Raw genomic sequence first — 21,960 nt, 5'->3', positions numbered from 1 at the left:
TGGACTGTGCTTGACCAGAGATCGGCTGCTAACATCAGGACGACACCTGGGAAATCCCTGACTGGACAACATGACAGAGGCTTCCGCGGAGGATTGCGGGCATTGCGACAGCAGGGCGGCACGGTGAGCGGCGCCCCATACCCTCTCGGAGACAACCCGGAGTCGGCCGCCGAACAGGGCATTTGTTCGGGACAACTGGTGGCGGACCTCTACCAGAGCCTGCGGCGCATGGCCCATCGGCAATTGCGCGGAGAGCATGCCGGACACAGTCTCAACACCACGGCGCTGGTGCACGAAGCCTGGCTCAAGCTGGCGGCAAGCTATCCTGATCTGCGCTTTGCCGATGAGCGCGAATTCCTGGCGCTGTCCGGACATCTGATGCGCCGGGTGCTCACCGATCATGCCCGCCGGTCGCATCAGCTCAAGCGCGGGGGCGATCAGGTGCGAGTGACGACCTTCAACCAGGGCCTGGACGCGCCTTCGGTGGACGTTGAAGCCGAGGAACTGCTCGCGCTCGATCTGGCGCTCACGCGTCTGCAGGAACTGGATCGGCGCCAGGTTCAGGTGGTGGAGTTGCGCTATTTCGCGGGTTTTTCCATCGAGGAGACAGCGCAACTGCTGGACCTGTCGGCGGCAACCGTCAAGCGCGAATGGGCCATGGCCAGAGCCTGGCTGCGCAACAGCTTGCGAGAGGACGCGTGAATCCCGAGCAGTGGTCCCGGGCCAAGGCGCTGTTCGGCACGCTGATCGAGCGTGATCCCTCGCAATGGTCGGAGCTGCTGTCGGGCGAACGCGACCCGGCGATCGCCGCGGAAGTCGAGCGCCTGCTGGCCGCCCATGCCACCGGCGCCGACTTCCTTGAGGTGTCGCCAGCCACCTCGGCGCCGGAAAACGATCCTCTGCTGGGACAATCGCTGGGGCCCTTCCTGATCGAGTCCCTGCTTGGTGAAGGCGGCGGCGGTCGGGTCTATCTGGCGCAACGCGAGGACATCGGCGGGCAGGTCGCGTTGAAAGTCCTGCGAGCGCGATTTGCCAGTAGCGAAGCCCGCCGGCGGTTTCAGGCCGAACAATCCATCCTCGCCCGCCTTGATCATCCCAATATTGCCCGTCTGCTGCAGGTCGGCATCACCGATGACGGCACGCCCTGGTTGGCCATGGAGTACGTCGAAGGACGGCCATTTGCCGAGGCCATGGCGGCCTTGCCCATCCGCGACCGGGTGCGCCTGATCATCAAGCTGCTGGCTGCGGTCGACTACGCCCACCGACAACTGGTGGTCCATCGCGACATCAAGCCCGGCAATATTCTGGTCGATGCACGAGGGGAACCGCGCCTGCTGGACTTCGGCATCGCCAAGCGTCTGGACGATGCCACCCATACCCAGGCCGAATTTCAGCCGCGCACGCCGGCCTATGCCTCACCCGAACAGATCAGCGGTGAGCCGATCAGCGTAGCCAGCGATGTCTACACCATGGGCGTGCTGCTCTACGAAGCCCTGAGTGGCCATCATCCGTGGGTGGACTCGGGCAAGAAGCTGGACGATGCCATCCTGGCCAGCGAGGCAGTGCTGCCATCAAGCTGGCTCAAGGGCCCGGAACGGCGGCAATTGCAGGGTGATCTGGACGCTATCGTGCTGCAGGCCATGCGCCGCCAGCCGCAGGCGCGCTACCCCAGCGCCGCGGCCATGGCCGAGGATCTGCAGTGCCATCTCGATCACCGACCGGTGCAGGCGCAGAAGCAGACCTGGAGGTATCGCTCGCAGCGCTTCCTGCTGCGCAATCACCGGATGGTGGCGGCTGCCGCACTGCTGGCCGTACTGCTGGGAGTGGCGCTGGTGCGCGAGCACCGCCTGCAGGCGGCAGCCGCCCTGGAAGCGCAGAAGGCCAATCAGGTCGCCGAATTCATGCTCGACGTCTTCGCTGCCGGTGACGCGCTGGGTACCGGTTTCACGATCGACAAGGAATCCACGGTGCTCGACCTGATGGCGCGCGGCGTGACCCGACTGGAGTCCTTGCAATCGGCGCCGCTGGTGCGTGCCGATCTCGCCCAGAAGATGGGCCAGGTGTATTGGGGATATTCCGAATACGGTGCGGCGGAGAACTTGTTCAAGCTGGCGCTGACCCTGCGCAAGGCCGAATTGGGCGCCAGCGACCAGACCGCCGAGAGCTACCTGATGCTGGGGAGAGTCTACGAACGCACCGGTCGTTACGACGAGATGATCGTGGCGATGCAGACCTCTTACGACATGCGCTTGCAGGCGCTGGGGCCGGACGATCCCAGGACCATCCACAGCCTGCACCGCGTCGGGGCGGCCTATTACCAGCTCCAGGATCTGCCGCGCGCCAATGCCATCGCGCTGCAGGCGATCGAGGCCTGGCGCGAACATCTGCCGGAAAACAGCCTGGAGATGGCCAATTCCTACACCATTCACGCGCTCAGCGAGCTGCGCATGGGGGGATTCGAGCAGGCGCTGCAAGCCATCGACGAGGCCCTGATCCTGCGCCGGTCGGTACTGCCCGATGAGCACAGTCTGATTGCCGAAGGCTTGACCAATCGCGCGAGGTGCCTGCATGCGCTCGGTCGCAACGACGAGGCCATCGCCAGTCTGCGGCAGTCGATGGCCATCAACGAGCGCATCTTCACCGGGGATCACTGGGATCGGGTGCTACTGTACGAGAAGCTGGTCGCGTATCTGGTGGCCCGCGGAGACCTGGCCGAGGCCGAACAAATCGTCGACAAGGCGCTGGCGATGGCTGGCCGGCTGCACCAGCGCACGCCGAATCCCGAACTGGTCGATCTGGCCAGGCAGGCCAGGATCACGGTGCTGCGAGCCCAGGGACAGTGGCAGCAGGCACTGGAACTGGCCCGTGAGGTGCTGCAGTCGCGCCTGCGGACGCTGCCGCCGCTGCACAGCAATATGCTGACCACACGCAGCGTGCTGGCCGACTTGCTGCGCTGCAGCGGCGAGACCGAGCAGGGGCAGGCCGAGTTGGCCCTGACGCTGGAAGCCTGGCGTCAGCGACCGATGGTCTATGTGCCGGAGCTCGACAAGACCATGCGCGGCTTTGCCGAGGACGGACACTGCGCCTGGTTGAGCACGGCCTGGCCAGAGGCGATACCGCCACGGATGGCGGCGGCGCTCGCCCGCGATCGGCGGCTCTGTGGAGCCCAGGGGTAGGCAAGCCAATGCCAACTCGCCTTGATGGGAGCCCCGCTGGCCCCTGACGGTGCGCTGGTTCGCGTATCAAACCGGGGGCAGGGGACCCACGTCGCGGCACTGTCAGATCATGGTTCGTGATTGGGCGCCGGTCCCTTCCCCTTTGCCCACGCCTGCATCCGCCCGCTTTGCGGCCCACGCGCATGCGCGCGAGGCGGCGTGTTACAATCCCGGGCTTGCTGCGCGGTGGATTTGCGTTGCCGGCCGCAGGCCTGAAGGCAACGGGAACCATCGGCAAACGCCGCTCAAAATCACCGGAGTGTGAGCATGGCTGATCTGGCCAAAGAGATCCTGCGCGTCAACATCGAAGACGAGATGCGGCAGTCCTATCTGGACTACGCGATGAGCGTCATTGTCGGGCGTGCGCTGCCCGATGTCCGTGATGGCCTGAAGCCGGTGCATCGGCGCGTGCTGTACGCGATGAAGGAACTCGGCAACGACTACAACAAGCCCTACAAGAAATCGGCCCGCGTGGTCGGTGACGTCATCGGTAAATACCATCCGCATGGCGACACCGCCGTTTACGACACCATGGTGCGCATGGCCCAGCCCTTCTCGCTGCGCTACATGCTGATCGATGGTCAGGGCAACTTTGGTTCGGTCGACGGTGATCCGCCGGCCGCGATGCGTTACACCGAAGTGCGATTGACGCGTCTGGCGCATGCGCTGATGCGTGACATCGACAAGGATACGGTCGATTTCCAGCCCAATTACGACGACAAGGAGCTGGAACCAACGGTGATGCCTACCGTGGTTCCGAACCTGCTGATCAACGGTTCTTCGGGCATTGCGGTGGGCATGGCCACCAATATCCCGCCGCACAATCTGACCGAGGTGATCAATGCGCTGATCGCGCTGATCGCCGAGCCTGACCTCAGCATCGAAGATCTGATGCAACACATTTCGGGGCCGGACTTTCCGACCGCGGGCATCATCAACGGCTCCTACGGCATCCGCGAGGCCTACCGTACCGGCCGCGGCCGCATTCTGGTGCGCGGCAAGGCCGACATCGAAACCGAGGGCAATCGCGAAGCGATCATCATCACCGAGCTGCCCTATCAGGTGAACAAGGCGCGGCTGATCGAGAAGATCGCCGAGCTGGCCAAGGCCAAGGAAATCGAGGGCATCGCCCCCGATGGCCTGCGCGACGAGTCCGACAAGGACGGCATGCGCGTGGTCATCGAGGTCAAGCGCGGCGAGAACGCCGAGGTGCTGCTGAACAAGCTGTACAAGCAGACCCAGCTGGAGACGGTGTTCGGCATCAATGTCGTGGCCCTGGTGGGCGGACAGCCGAAGACGCTGAATCTGAAGGAAATCCTCGACGCCTTCCTGCGCCATCGCCGGGAAGTGGTGACCCGCCGGACGATCTTCGATCTGCGCAAGGCGCGTTCGCGTGCCCACGTGCTCGAAGGTCTGACCGTGGCGCTGGCCAACATCGACGAGATGATCGAGCTGATCAAGTCGAGCAAGGATGCCCACGAGGCCCGCGAGCGCATGCTGGCCAAGCGCTGGGAACCGGGTCTGGTGCGGGCGCTGCTGGCATCGGCGGGTGCCGATCGCTCGCGCCCGGAGGATCTGTCGCCGGAAGAGGGTCTGTTCGAAGACGGCTATCAGCTGTCGGAGATCCAGGCCAAGGAAATCCTGGAGATGCGCCTGCAGCGCCTCACCGGTTTGGAGCAGGAAAAGCTCACCGATGAGTACCGCACCATCCTGGCCGCCATCACCGAGTTGTTCCGCATCCTCGAAGAACCGGGTCGGTTGATGGAAGTGATCCAGGAAGAGCTGGTAGCGATCCGTGACGAGTTCGGCGACGAGCGCCGCACCCGCATCGAGCATTCGCAGTCCGACCTCGACATCCTTGACCTGATTCCGCCCGAGGATGTGGTGGTCACGCTGTCGCATTCGGGCTACATCAAGCGCCAACCGCTGACGGTGTATCGCTCGCAGCGGCGCGGCGGTCGGGGCAAGTCGGCCACGGCGCTGAAAGACGAGGATTTCATCGAGCGGCTGTGGATTGCCAACACCCACGACACGCTGCTGGCCTTCACTGGCCATGGCCGGGTGTTCAAGTTGCCGGTGTATCAGGTGCCCGAAGCCAGTGCCGGCTCGCGTGGTCGGCCGATCGTCAACATGCTGCCGCTGGAAGCCGGTGAGAAGATCCAGGCAGTGCTGCCGATCCATGAATTCGCCGATAACCTCTATGTGTTCTTTGCCACCCGTCAGGGTGTGTGCAAGAAGACCACCCTCAGCGATTTTGCCAATGTGCGTGCCAATGGCATTCGCGCGGTCGAACTCGATGACGGCGATGGTCTGGTCTCCGTGGCCCTGACCGACGGCAGCCGCGACATCATGCTCTTCGGCAGCCATGGCAAGGCCGTGCGCTTCTCCGAGGACGAGGTGCGCTCGATGGGTCGAACGGCCCGTGGCGTGCGCGGGATGCGCTTCGGCGAGAGCGCCGGCGAGGACGCTCGCGTTGTGGCCATGATCATGGTCGACGGGGATGGCGACATCCTGACCGCCACCGCGCGCGGTTACGGCAAGCGCACGGCGGTGGCCGAATTCCCCACCAAGGGCCGCGGCACCCAGGGCGTGATTGCCATCCAGACCAGTGAGCGTAATGGCGAACTGGTCGGAGCCATTCAACTCACCGATGCCCACGATGTGATGCTGATTTCCGATCAGGGCACTCTGGTGCGCACGCGGGCCTCGGAGATCTCCCAGGTGGGTCGCAATACCCAGGGCGTGACCCTGATCCGCTTGCCGGAAGACGAGACTCTGGTGGGTCTGGAGCGTCTGGATGCGCTAGCCGAAGACGATGAGGATCAGGTCGACACCGGCACCGCGGGTGATTCAGGTGCGACCAACGCGGCTCCCGATGCGCCCCCGGGCAGCGATCCGGAAGCGCCGCCCTCGGCCTGAGCCAGGACTGGCCGCGCGCTCGCGCGGCCGTCTCGGCGTTTGCCTTTGTCGTGGAGCTCCTGGTCACGTAGTCCGCCCGTGCGGACAACGTGATACACCTCAATGGGGTCTTCGGCTTGCGTTGGCGCGGCCTTCACGTGCGCTCCTGAAAACTTCACATCCGCGATGACCGGGCCCCTCTGGCAGTGTGCAATGCACTGCGATGTCGGCATCGAGTGACTCCCATCACCGAATCCGACCCTTGAGGACGCTATGGATGCGCTTTCCTTGTTCCTGTTGAATGATTTTCTGGGCCAGGCCACCTGGCTGTGGCTGGTGTTCCTGACCATCGTCGTCGGCCTGCTGGCTTTCGATCTTGGCGTGTTGCACAAGGATCAGCGTGAAATCGAGGTGGGTGAGAGCCTGTGGTTGTCGGCGGGCTACATCAGCGTAGCCCTGATCTTCGGTGCCTGGATCTGGTCGCATCTGGGCGCAACTGCGGGAATGGCCTACTACACCGGCTTTCTGATCGAAAAATCGCTGTCGATGGACAATGTCTTCGTCATTGCCCTGATCTTCAGCTACTTCGCCATTCCCCGGAAATACCAGCATCGGGTGCTGTTCTGGGGCATCCTCGGGGTGATCGTGTTGCGCGCGCTGATGATCGGCCTCGGCGCTGCACTGGTCAGCGAGTTCAGTTGGGTGCTGTATCTGTTCGGTGCCTTCCTGATTGCCACCGGCATCAAGATGCTGATCGTGGCCGACAACATGCCCGACATCGAGAACAACCCGATCCTCAAGTTCCTGCGTCGTCGTTTGCGGGTGACCGAGCAGTTGCATGGTCAGGATTTCGTGGTCCACAAGCCCGATCCCGTCACCGGTGCGCCGGTGCGCTACGCCACGCCGCTGCTGCTGGCGCTGATGTTGATCGAACTGGCCGATCTGGTGTTTGCCGTCGATTCGATCCCCGCGATCTTTGCGATCACCCAGGATCCTTTCATTGTCTACACCTCCAACATCTTCGCCATTCTGGGGCTGCGCGCGCTGTACTTTGCGCTGGCGGCGATGATCCACCGCTTCCATTACCTCAAATACGCGCTGGCGCTGGTGCTGGTCTTCATCGGCAGCAAGATCTTCCTGGTCAACATCATCGGCAAGACGCCGGCCTGGATCTCGCTGTCGGTGACCATCGGTCTGCTGGCCGCCGGCGTGGGTTACTCGCTGTATCGCACGCGTGGCCAGAACACGCCTGCCGCGGCGCATTGATGTTTGCGAGTGGCTTGCCCTGAAAGTAGGTCACGTTGACCGCAAAGCGGTCTACGTGACAACAGAGAGACCAGGTTGCGCGGGCCCCTGCGGGCCTGCGTGACCCGATACTCAGTCGGCTGTATCCGTCGCCTCGACGGCCACCGGCACGGCGGTCGCCTTGGCTGACTTCTTGCGCGGAGCCTTGGTGGTTGTGGCCTTGGGCGCCGGTTTGACAGCCGCCTTCCTGGCTGCTGCTTTCGGCTTGCCGGCTCTGCCTGTCGTCGCCTTGGGCTCGGCGGCCTTGCGCTTCGCGGTCTTGGGCTTGGGCGCTTCGGTAGTCGCCGCTGCCGGCGCCGCCGATGCCTTCGGTTTGCCGGTCACTTTCCCGGGTCTTGCTGCATCCGATTTCTCGTCGACTGAAGTCGCCGGCTCGGCCTTGCTGGCAGCCTTGCTGCCGCGCTTGGGCGCAGGCTGGGTCACCTTCGCAAGCGTCGCCGTCGCCGCAGCCTTCTTCGCCCGGGATTTGCGCACCGGCGCCGGTTTTTGCGAGGCACCGAGCAGCAGTGTTTCCAGCTCTTCCAGGGCCTTGCCGGTGTAGGTGGCCAGCCGCTGCATGTGCGGCAGGGTGTCGCGGCAGCCGGTAAAGCCAAAGGCCAGATTGCCGGCATAGCTCTGGCAGGTGATGTTCAGCGCCTGCCCGTGGGTCACCAGTGATACCGGATACGCGGCCTCCAGACGGGCGCCGCGGTAGTACAGCGGCTTGTCGGGGCCGGGGACGTTGGAGATCGTGATGTTGAACATCGGCCTGGTGCGTCCGCCGACGCCGCTCAGCAGCGACAGCATGTACGGCGCCATCAGCAGCATGGTGTATTGCGTCATGGCCTTCTTCGGCAGGCTTTGCACATGGTTCTTGGCCCGCCGGGTGGACGCGGTGATGGCCTCCAGGCGCTCGCGCGGATCGTCGATGTCGGTGCCGAGGGTGGAGATGATGAAGGTGATGGCGTTGCCCATGCCCTCGTCGTCCTTGGGCCGAACCGAGACCGGAATACCCGCGGTCAGCGGCTTGTCCGGCAGTTCGCCCAGTTCCACCAGGAAGCGCCGCAGCGCGCTGCCGCACAGGGCCAGCACCACATCGTTGACGGTGGCGCCGCCAGCATCGGCGAGCTTCTTCAGGCGTGCCAGTTCAAAGCGTTGAGTGGCAAAGCGCCGGGCGCCGTGGATGCGGCCATTGATGATCGAGGTCGGGGTGTCGAAGGGAACCTGCAGGGTCTCTTCCTTGTTGCGCAAGGCACCGATCATCGAACCGAAGGCGCGGGCAATATCGGGCAGTGATCCGACCTGATCCCGAACCATGTCGGCCACGCCGGCGATGACCTGGGCCGGCGTCGGTGCCGGCTTGCGCCCGCGCCGACCGCCGCGCTGGGCTGGCGCGCCTGCTGCCCAGAAGGCCGGCAACTTGCGGCTGGATTTCTCGTCGCCGGTCATGGCCCGTTCCAGCAACTTGATGCCGCCGATGCCATCGACCAGCGAATGATGCATCTTCACGTACAGGGCGAATTCGTTGTTGGCCAGGCCCTCGATCAGGTTGCATTCCCAGGGCGGCCGGGTCAGGTCCAATGGCTGGCTGTGCAGGCGCGCGATCAGCTGCCCGAGTTCGCGCTCGCCGCCGGGCTTGGGCAGCGCCGAATGGCGCACGTGGTGTTCGAGATCGATATCGCTCTCGATTTCCCAGGCAGGCATCAGCCCCTTGAGGCTGGTAGCGCGCAGGCGCTGATTCCACGGCGCCGTGAACTTGCGCGAACTGCGGAAATCGGCCATCAGCTTGCGCAGATAATCCGGCGCTGCGTCTGCCGGCAGTGAGAAGCGCAACAAGCCGCCGACGTGCATCGGCGTGTCGCGCGATTCCACCATCAACCAGGAAGCGTCGAGCGGATTCAGCGTCTTGATGGTCATCGGCAGATTCCAGCGTGAGAGTCGTCGACTAGCATGCTATCGATCGGCTGTGGATGCCAGCCCGGGTAGGATGGTTGTCGGTTGTCGGTTGTCGGTTGTCGGTTGTCGGTTGTCGGTTGTCGGTTGTGGTTTGTGGTTTGTGGTTTGTGGTTTGTGGTTTGTGGGAGCGGACTCTGTCCGCGATGGCTGTGGATAGCGATAACGCCACCAGCCGGTTCACGCGGAGACTCGGAGAAAAGCAGGAGCCGGCTTTGGTAGGTACAGACTTGTCTGGACGCTCTTGTGTCGGACTGCGATCGCCTCCAGCCTTATCGCCGTTTGCTGGCCTCACGGGCTGACGCGTGAGCACTTGCAACCAGATCAGTCGGCAAACGTAACCGGGCTATGCTCGGTCGGCCCACTTCCATGCGAGTCATGTCGTAAAGAAGCCATCGGGTTTCCTTGCCGATCGTGATATCGGACCACGGTATACGCAGTGCCGAGTGTCCGACCCTGAAAATCCACATGACATCCAGGTACAGATAGCGATCGTTGTGCGCCACGCGCAGCACATGGTTGTACCCAGCCCAACCCACCATGCCGCTGACACCACTCCGCGCCGAGTCGGGAATCGGGCGCGGCACCGCATAGGCCTGTGCCAGCCGCCGCCAGCCGCTGGCCAGCGCCACGATCCAGATGGTGGCGCACCAGAATCCGACAAAGGCGATGGGCGCCAGTATCAGGATCAGCGTTGTCAGCTTGGTTTCGTCCACGGCCCTGTTTCCGGGGGAGGTGAACCGATGGTAGCGCAGGGGCGATCGAAAAAGGCGTGCAGCCATCCACGGGCGCTTTCAAGGCGTGGCAATCGTCTGCCGAGCCGGCTGCTGCGTAGTCCAGGACGCCACCCTGCCTGCAAGCTGGCTACGGAGTTCAGCCAGCCCGGGCGGTATCCGGTCTTGCGCGAAAGACTTCAGGCCCTGGTCGCTGATCAGGGTCAGCAACCTGCTGCGTAGCGACTTGCCCTCTGCATCGGCGATCACGGCGTCGGTCAGCCAGACACTCAGCGAGATCTGTATCACCGGTTGGGTCGCAGAAGCGGACAGCTGTGTCGCCTCATTGATGGTTGATCTGGCTTGATCCAGTCGGTTCTGGCGCAGGTAGGCGTATGCGAGAAAGCGCTTGATGTTGGCTTGCACATTGAGGTTGCCTTGAAGGTGCGTGGCGGCGATCTGCCAGCAGGTCTGGGCCAATGCTTCCGCTTCCTGCCAATGTTCCAGGCGTACTTCACATCGCGCCGTGTTCCAGGCCGCGTTGTAGGCGTAACTTCCGTAGGTTTCCAGGTTTTGCACATGGCTGAGGGCTTCATGGCCCTTGGCCGCGCATTCGGCGTAGCGACCCTGCCGGAAGTAGAGCGATCCCCAGGTGTCTGCGATCTCGGTTCTGACATAAGCTGGAATGTCTGCTCGCTGGCTCGCGTCTATGGCCGAAATCACCGCTTGCGCTGCCGTCAGCGTGCTTTCCGCGGCTGACATATCCTGGTCAAAGAGCTGGGCAATGGCCAGATTCATGCTGCCCTGCACCCAGCGCAGACTCTCGCGCCCAGCCAGTCTTTCGGTGGCCGCCAGGGTTCTTTCCGCCAATTGGCGAGCCTGTGGCCTGCGGAAGGTAAGTGCTTTCCCCGTCATCTGCCGCAGGACTTCCAGTTCCAGCACCGGAATCGCGTTGTCTTCGGCGAATTTCAGGGCAACGGCGAAAGTCGCTTCAGTCGCAGCGACATCTCCCCGGCGGTACTCCGCCATGCCCTTGATGAGCATGCTGGCCCCCATGCGTTCCCGGGAAAATGCGCTCTCCATTCGATTGGCATCGATCACGGCAATTGCAGCCTGTTCCGCCCGGGGAATGTCGCCGCCCGAGAAGGCACATTCGGCCTCGACTGAAAGGCGATACAACGCCGGGAAATCCAATGCGGACAGGTCGGAATACTCTGCTGGTGATCGCTCGATCATCGCGAGACAGCGCTTGGTGTCGCCAAGGCTGTAGAAAATGGATGCCAGCGTCGCCTCCAGCATGACCCGATCACCCTTGGCCATGGCCGCATCGTCGACCAGCGCGCTCACCGCGCGATCCATCGCCGCAGCCACGGTCAATGGCTCGGCGTCGGCGGGTGCGGGACTGCTGCTGATGCTGAAGGGGTCGGCCTGGGTCAGGGTCTTGACCAGAAATGACAACACATTGGAAGCACGTTTCTCGTTCTGGACGGCAATGTCCCGCTCTGCCGCGAGCCGTATCGTGAAGAAGACGATCAGGGAAATGATCAGTGTCGAAGCCGCCAGCGCCAGCAAGCTGGTGACCAGATTTCTGGATAGAAAATGGCTTAACGTGCTCCGCAGGTTGCCGCTTTCGGCGAGCAATGGACGCCCATCGATGACCCTGGACAGGTCGGCACGCAAATCGGAAACGGCGCGATAACGATCTTCCGGTGCCTGTTCCGTGGCACGCTTCGCGATCGCCGCCAGATCCCGGGACATCAGCCGGCCTCGTGATTCCCCGGCACTGACATCAGGGAGCAGTTCCAGCAGGATCAGCCCCAACTGATAGATGTCCGACAGTGTCGTGATTTCGCCACCCTGCAACTGTTCGGGACTGGCGTAGCCGGGCGTCATGTGGCGGTCTGGCACGCCTTCACAGGCTGGATTGAAGGCAATGCCGAAGTCCAGCAGTCGCGGGTGGCGATGAGCGTCGACAATGATGTTGGCCGGTTTCAGGTCGCGATGGATGATCAGGCGCGCATGGGCATATTCCACCGCCGAGCAGAGCTCATCGAAGAATCTGAGTTGTTCGCGCCAATCGGTGTGATTCTCCGCGCAATAGCGGTCCAGCGGCGTACCCTCGACATAGCCCATGGCGAACCAGAGGATCTCGTCACTCTCCTGTCCCGCTTCAATGAGGCTGACGATGTAAGGGTGATTGAGTGAAGCCACGACTTCCATTTCGCGCTGGAAGCGCTCATGCGCGATGGACGCCTTGCGCACCACCTTGATGGCGGCATGCTGCTCAATTTCGGAATCCTTGCGGACGGCACGGAACACGGTGCCGGAGCCGCCGGAGCCGATGCGTTCGAGCAGTGACCAGGAGCCGAGCCGGGTTCCCGCCGGAAGTTCGACGGCATCGGCAGACTTGTTCAGGAGATCGCTGAACAAGCGGCCGCCAAGTGCACCGCCTGTTTCGAAACTGAACCGGAATTTGCCGTCCACGGTGTCGGATTCCAGAAGTGCGCAATGGGCAAAGACCAAGCCTGCCGAGACAACTCCCCGGTGAGACTGATCATGGACCCATTATCGGCAAGCTTTTGCCGCCATTGATATCGGATTTGGCCAGATGGATGCGACGGCGCACTTGGGGGGATCGTCGGCAACGATGGGTTAGCCCGCATTTCTCACACCTGCGCGTGCAGATGCCGCGATTCCGTTGTGGCGCAAGGCGAATCGGTGGCCACACAGCAATGCCAGAGCGTACGGCTGCATCTGCCCGCTTTGCGGCCCTCGCGCGTTCTTTGCGACGATCGCGGCGTTGCTCCTCCTCGCCATGGAATCACCATGTCTCGTCGTCGCGCCTTGCGCTAGTCGCAAAGCCCTGCGCGATCTTCCGCAACAGGTGTGAGAAATGCGGGTTAGGACCATTTTTCTGCATGCTGGTGCGCGTTACCGCCGCTCTTTGTCAGTTCCCGGATCGGATTTGATCCGGATAAATTGATTGGCGCCGTGCTGACGGCGATCGGCATTGAGGGTGATCCGGACGACCTCTGCGAGTGCGCAGTTCCGGCCAACGCCCGTCACGTAGTCGCTGCGCGACAACGTGACCTACGAAGGCAGGGGAACCGGGCGTCGCTTTTCTCTCCTTTCTTTTCCCCTTTCCCCTTTCTCCGCTTCTAGATCACATCCCAGGGATAGGCGCCGTTGTCGAGAATGAAACCGGCCAATGCATCGCGATCCTCGTCTTCGTTCTTCGCCATGCCGCGCACATTGCCGGCCATGCGGCGCTTGGCTTGCTGGGCGAAAGTGGCGGCGATGGTCACGGCCTGCTGGCCGTTCCTGGCGTCACTCTTGCTCAGGGCATCGGCGCGCGCCAGGGTGCACAGGCCGACGAAAAGGTCGATGGCGACGTCACCCACGCGCTTGAGCTGATATTGCTCGTCGGCGATCTTCTTGCCGTGCATGCGCAACAGCATGTCGCCGGCCTTGGACAGTTCGACCACATATTTCTCGTAGATCTCGGCGGCAGGCTTCAGGCGCGGGTCGAGCTTGGACAGGATCTTGTCGTTGCCGAAGCCGGTGCTCTCGCGCAGGCGCTTGCTGGCGTACCCGGAGAGCACGCCAAAGCCCTTGATCGGGTTGTTGAAGATGTCGCCGACGGCGCTCTTCAGCTCCGACAGGGACGAGCCGACGTCCTTGAGACCGGACAGGGCAACGTATAGCCGCAGGATCTCGTTGGTGCCTTCGAAGATCGACAGGATGCGGCTGTCGCGGGTGACCTGCTCGTAGGGGAACTCCTTCATGAAGCCGTTGCCGGCGGCGATCTGCAGGGCCTCGTAGGCGCTGCGCTGGATGGCTTCGGAGGCGAAGACCTTGCTGATCGCCGCCTCGACCGAATAGTCATCGCAGCCCGAATCGATGTAATGAGCCACCATCCAAACCGCGCTCTCGGCGGCGAAGCAATCGATGGTCATCTGCGCAATCTTCTCGCGCACCAGGCCGAATTCGGCGATGGCCTTGCCGAACTGCTTGCGGTCCTTGGCCTGGGCAGTCGCCAGCTGGATCAGGGTCTTCATGCCACCCACGGCGCCACCACCGAGTCCGGTGCGGCCGTTGTTGAGGATGCCCATGGCCACCTTGAAGCCCTTGCCCTCTTCGCCGAGCATGTTCTCTGCCGGAACCCGTACATCCTGGAAGGCCACAGTGGTGGTTGACGAGGCGCGGATGCCCATCTTGTCCTCGTGCGGGCCGTGGCTGACGCCCGGCCAGTCGGCCTCAACGATGAAGGCCGTCATCTTGCCGTCGGGCGAATCGGTCTTGGCGAACACCGTGTACAGCTGGGCGATGCCGCCGTTGGTGATCCAGATCTTCTCGCCGTTCAGGGTCCAGCTGCCGTCCTCGTTCTTCTTCGCCGTGGTGCGGATCGAGGCCGCGTCCGATCCGGCGCCCGATTCGGTCAGGCAGAAGGCGGCAATCATCTCGCCGCTGGCCAGTCGGGGCAGGTAGCGCGCTTTCTGCTCGTCATTGCCCGACAGCAGGATTCCCTTCATGCCGATCGAGGAGTGCGCGCCGATGGTCAGCGACACCGAGCTGTCGTGGCGGCTGGTTTGCGAGAGCACCCGGGCATAGGCGGCGTTCGACAGCGCCATTCCGCCATGTTCCTCGGGAATGATCAGGCCGAACAGCCCCATGTCGCGCAGGCTCTGGATGAATTCGGCCGGCTGATGCGCGTCCTTGTCCCACTGCTTGAGATCAGCATGCTGCGGCGACAGGAAGTCGTCGATGGAATCGGCCATCATCCCCAGCAGTTCCCGATCGCGCTCGCGCATCTGCGGATACGGGAACAGGTTCTCTTCCAGAATCTCCCCGAAAAACAGGTTCTTGGCCGCGCTCTCGTGGGTCAGCAGAGTGCTTGCTGCAGCGACAGGCTGCTCGGTGGTCTCGTTCATGACACGGCTCCCTCGGAACGCTGGTTATGCCTCCGAGTGTCTCCGGTCTCGGGCGAGTGAGCAAGCAGGACTGAGTGAAGATTCAGCACGGTGGTGACACTGAGGTAGGGCAGAACCCGCCTGCCGTGGATCTACACGAGCGATATCGTCCGAAGGCGGATTCCGCCGATGTGCTTCTGGATTGCTTCCCCCCGGATCAAGTCCGGGGTCGCAATGACGCCGCTTCAACGTCACCGCGCAGGCCAAGCCGCGGCCGCCGGCGCGAACAACCCTGGCGCACATCCCGATCCGCCGCGCGCCGGAGCCGCGCTACCTCACACGCTGGTTCATGGCCTGTCCGCAGTGTCGGGCTGAAACAGGTGGCTCTCCATGAACCCATACCGTAAGTTGTTGATTTGCTGTTGTAGGTCATGTTGCTCGCGTAGCGAGCTACGTGACGCAACTCGATGTCACGTAGTCCGCTGACGCGGACAACATGACCTACGACGGCGGGTTCATGGCCCATGGGCAGTTTCGGGCCGAAACTGGTGGCTCGCAATGACGCCCTGTTTCATGGCCCAACCCTGCGCATCGGCCTGCGCACCTACTGCCAGCTCAGCCAGCCGCGCCGGGTGAGCTCAACCACGCTGGCCCGATCAGCCTCGTCCAGACCGGCGAAGCAGGCCTGATCGATCTGGCAGTTCAGCGCGGTGCACAGGCGCGCCAGTTCGAGCGTGACCGGGATCGATTCGCCATTGCCGTGCAGCGTGGCGCCACCACGACCGGCGGCGTCGGTGGTGAAGTTCAGACGCACGCTGGAGGCCGGCACCAGTACACCTTCTCGTTCCAGGCGGCCGCTGATCTGCGCAGGACTGATGCGGCGCGGCCTCGGCCGTTCCGCGGCCCGATACAGGCTGAGAAAGCGTCCGAACCAGTCGCCGAGCGCAGCGTCGTCGAGCTTCATGGCCTGGCTCAGCGTCTGCCTGAGCCGGGTGAGCGCGGCATGGTCGATGGCGCCTGGGTCCTGAGTAGGCGCCAGATCCGGATCTGCGTAACGCAGTTCCTCGTCCAGCTTGAGGGCCTGCTCGGCAGCAAAGCCGGCGAGCAGTTCGCCGGCGCTGGGTGCGCGCATGCCGATCGAAAAGGTCAGGCAGTCGTTCTCGGCTTCGCCGAAATGGGGAACGCCCGGCGGCAGATAGAGCATGTCTCCGGGATCCAGCAGCCACTCGTGGCTGGCCTCGAACTGCTGCAACAGTCGGATGGGCGCATCGTCGCGAAAGGCCAGGGATGGATTCGGGCGGGCGTCGATCTGCCAGCGCCGCTGGCCCATGCCCTGCAGCAGAAACACATCGTACTGATCGACATGGGCACCGACCGATCCGCCGGGTGCCGCATAGCTGACCATGATGTCATCGACACGCCAGCGCGGCAGGAAGTCGACCAGGCGCAGCAGTGCGCGGACTTCCGGATCCCAGCGATCCATGTCCTGCACCAGCAGGGTCCAGTCGCGCTTGGGCAGCTTGGCGAAGCGGGCCTCGGCGAACGGGCCGTTTTCCAGATGCCAGCGATCGCGTTTGCGATCGAAGCGAACGATGCGACCAAGGGTGCCGTCGATGCAGGCGAGGCCCGCCAGATCATCAGGTGTCAACGGGCTGACGAAGTCCGGAATGGCGCCGCGGATCAGCAGCGGTTGCTTCTGCCAGTAGTGACGCAGAAAAGCCGCCACCGGCATTCCCAGTGCATGCCGTGCGCTGGCGCGCACCTCGATGTCCGGCGCGCTGGTGCTCATGTGCGGCGAGCCAGCGTGGCCGCCAGGCCGATATAGCTGCCAGGGGTCAGATCCAGCAGCCGCTGTTTGGCGTCGGCGGGCAACTCCAGGCCTTCAATGAATTCGCGCATGGCCTGTGCCTCGATGCGATTGCCTCGGGTCAGCGCCTTCAGCTGTTCATAGGGCTGCGGCAAGCCATAGCGGCGCATCACGGTCTGCACCGCCTCGGCCAGGACTTCCCAGGCGCCGTCCAGATCAGCGGCGACGCGGTCTGCGTCAGGACGGAGCTTGCCCAGACCGCGTTCGAGCGAGCGCAAGCCGATCAGCAGATAGCCAAAGGCACTGCCGAGGCTGCGCATGACTGTCGAATCGGTGAGGTCGCGCTGGAAACGGCTGATCGGCAGCTTCTCGGAAAAGTGACCGAACAGCGCATTGGCCAGTCCGAAATTGCCTTCGGCATTTTCGAAGTCTATCGGATTGACCTTGTGCGGCATGGTTGAGGAACCCACTTCGCCCTCGACCTGGGCCTGGCGGAAATAGCCGACCGAGATATAGCCCCAGATATCCCGGCAGAGATCGATCAGCACGGTGCCCAGCCGACTGCAGATGTCGCACAGTTCGGCAACGAAATCGTGCGGCTCGATCTGGGTGGTGTGCTCATTCCAGACCAGGCCCAGCGACTCGACGAAGGCCCGCGACAGGGCCGGCCAGTCGACTTCCGGATAGGCGATGAGATGAGCGTTGAAATTGCCCACCGCGCCATTGATCTTGCCCATCAGCGGCTGCGCTTCCAGTTGCCGGAACTGGCGTTCGATGCGTGCGATGACGTTGCGGATTTCCTTGCCCATGGTGGTCGGCGAGGCGGTCTGGCCGTGGGTGCGCGACAGCATCGGCAACTCGGCGGTGTCCTGGGCAACGGTTCGAAGTCCGCCGAGCACGCGCGTCAACGCCGACACCAGCACGGTCTCGCGCACATCCTTGAGCATCAGCGCGTAGGCCAGATTGTTGATGTCCTCGCTGGTGCAGGCAAAGTGCACGAACTCGGCCACCGCCTTGAGTTCGCCATGCTGCTGCAACTGGCGCTTGATCCAGTACTCCACGGCCTTGACGTCATGGGCGGTGCTGGCCTCGATGGCCTTGACCTCGCCGGCCTTGGCAGCATCGAAGTTTTCGCCGAGTTCGCGCAGGAAACTGATCGCAGCTGTCGACAGTGGCGGAACTTCGGCGATCGCCGGCTCGGCCGCCAGCGCCTCCAGCCAGCGCAGCTCGACCAGCACCCGTCGACGAATCAGACCGGCTTCGCTGAAGATCGGACGCAGGGACTCGGTTTGGCGCTGGTAGCGGCCGTCCAGCGGGGAAAGCGCAGTCAGAGCAGTCATCGGGAATCCGGAAGGCAGGCACAGAGGGCCAGCATGATAGGGGGTTTGCCAAGCGCTTGTGGGTTGCCGTGGCAGAGCCGCGCTGTTGCAGGTCCAGACTGGTCTGGACGCTCTCCTTGCACGGGGAAGAGAAGCTGATGTAGGTCCAGACTGGTCTGGACGCTCTTCTTGTACGAGGAAGAGAAGCGTCCAGACCAGTCTGGACCTACGAAGCCCGTAGCCTTTCCCGTCCCCCGTCCCCCGTCCCCCGTCCCCCGTCCCCCGTCCCCCGTCCCCCGTCCCCCGTCCCCCGTGCACCGCTGCCTCACTGCACTCCGGGGAAACTGTCCACGTACTTGATCGTGAAGTCGGGGAAGGAATCGACGAACTGGATGGTGAAGTCGGGAAAGCTCTCCACCATCTTCCATTTGCCGGGTGCGTCGGGAAAGCTCTCGACCAGCTTGACGTGCAGATCAGCGAAGGACTCGACGATCTTGACCTTGTAGTCGGGAAAGCTGCTGACGACCTTGACCTTGCCATAGAGCCTGCTCAAGTCCGGCTTTTCCGCTCGCGCAGATCGAGGCGCCCCGAGCGCCAGAGCGAGCAGCAGCTGTTGTTGCAGCCAGGAGCGGCGGGTCAACATGGCAGGCCTCCGTGTGCGCCGGATGGTGCAAGCATGCGCCATGCGGGCCGGACGCCGGCTGAAGGCGGGCGCTCTTTCAAGTCCGGAGGTGTCTGGGGGCTCCAGTCGACATCGCGGAGCAGCGAGCTCCGCTGGGTCCAGGCTTGTCTGGACGATCTTTCTGCACGTGGAAGAGCAGCGTCCGCAGAAGTCTGGACCTACCAACGCACTGCGCCCCGTGGATGCTTGCGTTGCCAACCTGCGCCCAGGGACTCGCGTAAGCTACAGCTGAAGCAATGCCCGGATATCCACCGTCAGCCGCGCTGGGTTCAGGCGCGGCTGGCGACACTGCAGTGGTCTGCAACCGAACAGGGCGGCCAGACCTGCTGATGACCCTGCGGGAATCAAGATCATGATGACAGCTGCACGCGGATGGTTTTTGGCCCTGGCGACCCTGTTTTCAGGCGTGGCCTATGCGGATCGTGACTACGATGACGTGTTCAAGTGCGAATCCAAGGATCGGGAGCCCAGCTATTGCCGCACGGAGACACGTGGCGATGTGGTCCTGGTTCGGCAACTCAGCAAGAAGCCCTGCATCGAGGGCAACACCTGGGGCCATGATCGTCGCGGCGTCTGGGTCAGTGGTGGCTGCCGCGCCGAGTTTGCAGTGGTCTCCAGGTACGGGCGCGACCGCGGGTACAACGACGATCGCGCCTACGATCGAGCCCGTGACAACGACCGCGGCTACCAGCGCGACCGCGGCCTGCCCGATCCGAATGATCGCGGCGGACGCGGTGGCAGTCAGCTGGTCAAGTGCGAATCGCGCGATCGCGACTACAACCATTGCAATGTCCGGGTGCGCGGCCGCGTGGAGCTTTCCCGGCAGTTGAGCGATACCCGCTGCGTCTACGGCCAGACCTGGGGCAGCGATCGCGATGGCGTCTGGGTTCGAGGTGGATGTCGCGGCGAATTCGTGGTTTACGACTGATTGGGGCACGTTCAGCAAACATATCGCAAGTCATTGATTTTAGGGCACGAGGGCGAGAGGGCACGAGGGCACGCAAGATCAAGAGCTCGCGGTGAGGCCGCCTTTGCGCGCCCTCGTGCCCTCGCGCCCTTCAAAGTTTGTTGCGCGAACAAGCGCACCGCCCGGGGCGACCGGGACTCCCACAGCGAATGCCGACATCTCGGGCTCCGCCGCGCGGGCGATGCTCAACGCTTGCCTCGCACCAGCACATCGGAAGACGACAGCTTCATGTGGTACTGGAAACGATCCGGGCGATAGCAGGCAATCAGAAAGTCGATCGGTCGGCCGCGCTGGTCGAAAGCCGTGCGGGTGACCTGCAGCAGGGGATCGCCGACCCGCACCACCAGTCGTTGCGCCAGGGTGGTGTCGGCGGCCACGGCGGTCAGCACCTGATCGACACTCTGCAGATGCACGCCGAGCTTGCGGAACAGGTCCAGCCGGCTGTGGGTCTTCAGGGCCTCGTGTTCCATGCCGGTGCCGATCGGGATGGTCCAGCTGGTGTAATGGGCAAATGGCAGGCCTTCGCTGAGACGTACCCGCACCACGCGCTCAACCGCTTGATCGGCGTCCACGCGCAGGGCCTCGGCAACGGCAGCGGGAGGCGTCACCCGGGCAAATTCGATCAGGCGCACCTGGGTCTCGCGACTCATCACCTTGAGGCTGTCGAGCATGTTGTTCAGCGGTGCTCGCAAGACCTTGGGCTCGTACTTGTAGGTGACATGGGTGCCGCGCCCGCGGTGGCGGGAGACATAGCCTTCGGCCTCCAAATCGTCGAGCGCACGTTTGACCGTGATCCGCGAGACATTGAAGAACAAGGCAATGTCCTTCTCGGCGGGAAGAAGAGTGCCCTGGCGCAGATCTCCGCCCTCGATCTTGCGCTTCACCACCAGATAGAGCTGATGGTAGAGCGGGGCAGGTTGATCTGGGCGCAGATTGGCGCGGTCCTCGGCGTTGAACAGGCGCATGGGCGTCGGTCGGAAGCGCTGTGAAACGCCTATAGATATACCATTGCGAGTCCACGGACTGTGTCGGCGTCGTCATGGCACTTGCCAGCCAGATGCGGCAGCATGCGCGTTGGCGGCGCCTTGGCCGTCCCTGCTTCTGAACCCTGACGAGAACCATGTCCCGCGAATTGCTCAAACCCTACGACCGCGTGCGCGCCCTGCGCTTTGATCAGCGTGGTCTGGCCCTGCTCGATCAGCGCATCCTGCCGCAAACCACCAACTGGCTGCAGATGTCCGACGCCGATGCGGTGGCCGATGCCATACGGGCACTGATCGTGCGCGGTGCGCCGGCCATCGGCATTGCGGCGGCCTACGCGCTGGTGCTGACGGCGCGCGTCATCGCCGATCGATCTGAACAAGAGCGCAGGGCTGAGTTTGCAGCCGTCGCTGCACGCCTGCGCGCCGCCCGGCCCACGGCCGTGAATCTGATGTGGGCCATCGATCGCATGCTCGAACGTTGCGGTGCCGATCCGGATCCGGCACGGGTGCTGGCCGAGGCCGAGGCCATCGACGCCGAAGATCTGGCCGCCAATTACCGCATGGCCATGACCGGTGCCGGGTTCATCGGGCAGGGGAGCGGCGTGCTGACCCATTGCAATACCGGCTCGCTGGCCACCGCTGGACTGGGCACCGCGCTGGGCGTGATCCGGGCCGCGTTCGCACAGGGCAAGCTGTCCCAGGTCTACGCCGGCGAAACCCGGCCCTGGCTGCAGGGCGCAAGGCTGACCGTGTGGGAGTTGCTGCAGGACCAGATTCCCGCCTGTCTGATCGGTGACAGCGCCGGTGCCTGGCTGCTGGCGCAGGGCAAGGTGCAATGGGTCATCGTCGGCGCTGACCGCATCTGCGCCAACGGCGATACCGCCAACAAGATCGGCACCCTGTCGCTGGCCGTGGCCGCGCGTCACTTCGGTGCCCGATTCATGGTCGTCGCGCCGACCTCCACGGTTGATTTCGGCACGGCCGACGGTTCCGCCATCCATATCGAGGAACGTGATCCGCGCGAGCTGACCGAATATGCCGGCGTGCGTGTCGCCGCGCCCGGTGTGGCCGCCTGGAATCCAGTCTTCGATGTGACCCCAGCGTCGCTGATCGATGTCATCGTCACCGAACGCGGCGCCGTCGAGCGCCCCGATGCGGAGCGCATGCGGGCCTTGCGCTAGCTCATGGAAACAGCATTTTCGTCCGCAAAGGACGCAAAGGACGCAAAG

At 63.5% G+C, this 21,960-nt stretch carries 14 protein-coding genes; 6 read left to right on the top strand and 8 right to left on the bottom strand.

Annotation, left to right across the window (positions count from 1 at the left end; translation table 11 throughout):
* The first annotated feature begins 123 nt into the window (after positions 1–123).
* The 4 genes from H7A19_07180 (at position 124) to H7A19_07165 (ending at position 7,379) form a co-directional block, all read left to right on the top strand.
* Complete coding sequence (locus H7A19_07180; GenBank protein ID MCP5474612.1) at positions 124–702, top strand: sigma-70 family RNA polymerase sigma factor; 579 nt, start codon at positions 124–126, stop codon at positions 700–702.
* Entirely contained in the window at positions 699–3,176 is a 2,478-nt protein-coding gene (locus H7A19_07175) for a serine/threonine protein kinase (GenBank protein MCP5474611.1), read from the top strand. The genes H7A19_07180 and H7A19_07175 overlap by 4 nt, the downstream gene beginning before the upstream one ends.
* A gap of 306 nt (positions 3,177–3,482) precedes the next feature.
* Entirely contained in the window at positions 3,483–6,134 is a 2,652-nt protein-coding gene (gyrA, locus tag H7A19_07170) for a DNA gyrase subunit A (GenBank protein MCP5474610.1), read from the top strand.
* 252 nt (positions 6,135–6,386) lie between these two features.
* Positions 6,387–7,379, top strand: a complete 993-nt coding sequence (locus H7A19_07165) for a TerC family protein (GenBank protein MCP5474609.1) — start codon at positions 6,387–6,389, stop codon at positions 7,377–7,379.
* 111 nt (positions 7,380–7,490) lie between these two features.
* On the opposite strand, the gene H7A19_07160 is transcribed toward H7A19_07165, so the two are convergent.
* The 7 genes from H7A19_07160 to H7A19_07130 form a co-directional block, all read right to left on the bottom strand.
* The gene (locus H7A19_07160; GenBank protein ID MCP5474608.1) at positions 7,491–9,308 is read right to left on the bottom strand and encodes a wax ester/triacylglycerol synthase family O-acyltransferase; all 1,818 of its coding nucleotides are present in this window, start codon (positions 9,306–9,308) and stop codon (positions 7,491–7,493) included.
* Between the two features lie 314 nt (positions 9,309–9,622).
* Positions 9,623–10,066, bottom strand: coding sequence for a hypothetical protein (locus H7A19_07155; GenBank protein MCP5474607.1), 444 nt, complete (start codon positions 10,064–10,066; stop codon positions 9,623–9,625).
* A 78-nt stretch (positions 10,067–10,144) separates the two neighbouring features.
* Positions 10,145–12,547, bottom strand: a complete 2,403-nt coding sequence (locus tag H7A19_07150; protein MCP5474606.1) for a serine/threonine protein kinase — start codon at positions 12,545–12,547, stop codon at positions 10,145–10,147.
* Between the two features lie 674 nt (positions 12,548–13,221).
* Entirely contained in the window at positions 13,222–14,994 is a 1,773-nt protein-coding gene (locus H7A19_07145; GenBank protein ID MCP5474605.1) for an acyl-CoA dehydrogenase family protein, read from the bottom strand.
* Between the two features lie 583 nt (positions 14,995–15,577).
* Positions 15,578–16,762, bottom strand: coding sequence for a cupin domain-containing protein (locus H7A19_07140; GenBank protein MCP5474604.1), 1,185 nt, complete (start codon positions 16,760–16,762; stop codon positions 15,578–15,580).
* On the bottom strand, positions 16,759–18,120 hold the full coding sequence (purB, locus tag H7A19_07135; protein ID MCP5474603.1) for an adenylosuccinate lyase: 1,362 nt from the start codon (positions 18,118–18,120) through the stop codon (positions 16,759–16,761). Before purB ends, H7A19_07140 begins: the two co-directional genes overlap by 4 nt.
* A 304-nt stretch (positions 18,121–18,424) precedes the next feature.
* Positions 18,425–18,721, bottom strand: a complete 297-nt coding sequence (locus tag H7A19_07130; protein ID MCP5474602.1) for a hypothetical protein — start codon at positions 18,719–18,721, stop codon at positions 18,425–18,427.
* Positions 18,722–19,280: 559 nt separating this feature from the next.
* Here H7A19_07130 and H7A19_07125 point away from each other — a divergent pair.
* Positions 19,281–19,709: a DUF3011 domain-containing protein gene (locus H7A19_07125; GenBank protein ID MCP5474601.1), complete on the top strand. Its 429-nt coding sequence runs from the start codon at positions 19,281–19,283 to the stop codon at positions 19,707–19,709.
* A 224-nt stretch (positions 19,710–19,933) separates the two neighbouring features.
* On the opposite strand, the gene H7A19_07120 is transcribed toward H7A19_07125, so the two are convergent.
* Positions 19,934–20,713 (bottom strand): GntR family transcriptional regulator, encoded by a 780-nt coding sequence (locus tag H7A19_07120; GenBank protein ID MCP5474600.1) that lies wholly within the window; start codon positions 20,711–20,713, stop codon positions 19,934–19,936.
* A 155-nt stretch (positions 20,714–20,868) separates the two neighbouring features.
* Here H7A19_07120 and mtnA point away from each other — a divergent pair, with 155 nt between their 5' ends.
* The gene (mtnA, locus tag H7A19_07115; GenBank protein MCP5474599.1) at positions 20,869–21,912 is read left to right on the top strand and encodes an S-methyl-5-thioribose-1-phosphate isomerase; all 1,044 of its coding nucleotides are present in this window, start codon (positions 20,869–20,871) and stop codon (positions 21,910–21,912) included.
* Positions 21,913–21,960: the final 48 nt, after the last annotated feature.

This window comes from Rhodanobacteraceae bacterium (genome assembly GCA_024234055.1).
Classification (GTDB): Bacteria; Pseudomonadota; Gammaproteobacteria; order Xanthomonadales; family SZUA-5; genus JADKFD01.
The sequence above is the reverse complement of the archived record's forward strand: the minus strand, read 5'-3'. Positions and strand labels throughout refer to the sequence as shown.

What these genes read in the sequence shown, in the direction of transcription:
- purB (MCP5474603.1), bottom strand. Translation starts at nt 18,120, where the DNA reads ATGACTGCTCTGACTGCGCTTTCCCCGCTGGACGGCCGCTACCAGCGC.
- H7A19_07145 (MCP5474605.1), bottom strand. Translation starts at nt 14,994, where the DNA reads ATGAACGAGACCACCGAGCAGCCTGTCGCTGCAGCAAGCACTCTGCTG.
- H7A19_07140 (MCP5474604.1), bottom strand. Translation starts at nt 16,762, where the DNA reads ATGAGCACCAGCGCGCCGGACATCGAGGTGCGCGCCAGCGCACGGCAT.
- H7A19_07120 (MCP5474600.1), bottom strand. Translation starts at nt 20,713, where the DNA reads ATGCGCCTGTTCAACGCCGAGGACCGCGCCAATCTGCGCCCAGATCAA.
- gyrA (MCP5474610.1), top strand. Translation starts at nt 3,483, where the DNA reads ATGGCTGATCTGGCCAAAGAGATCCTGCGCGTCAACATCGAAGACGAG.
- H7A19_07165 (MCP5474609.1), top strand. Translation starts at nt 6,387, where the DNA reads ATGGATGCGCTTTCCTTGTTCCTGTTGAATGATTTTCTGGGCCAGGCC.
- mtnA (MCP5474599.1), top strand. Translation starts at nt 20,869, where the DNA reads ATGTCCCGCGAATTGCTCAAACCCTACGACCGCGTGCGCGCCCTGCGC.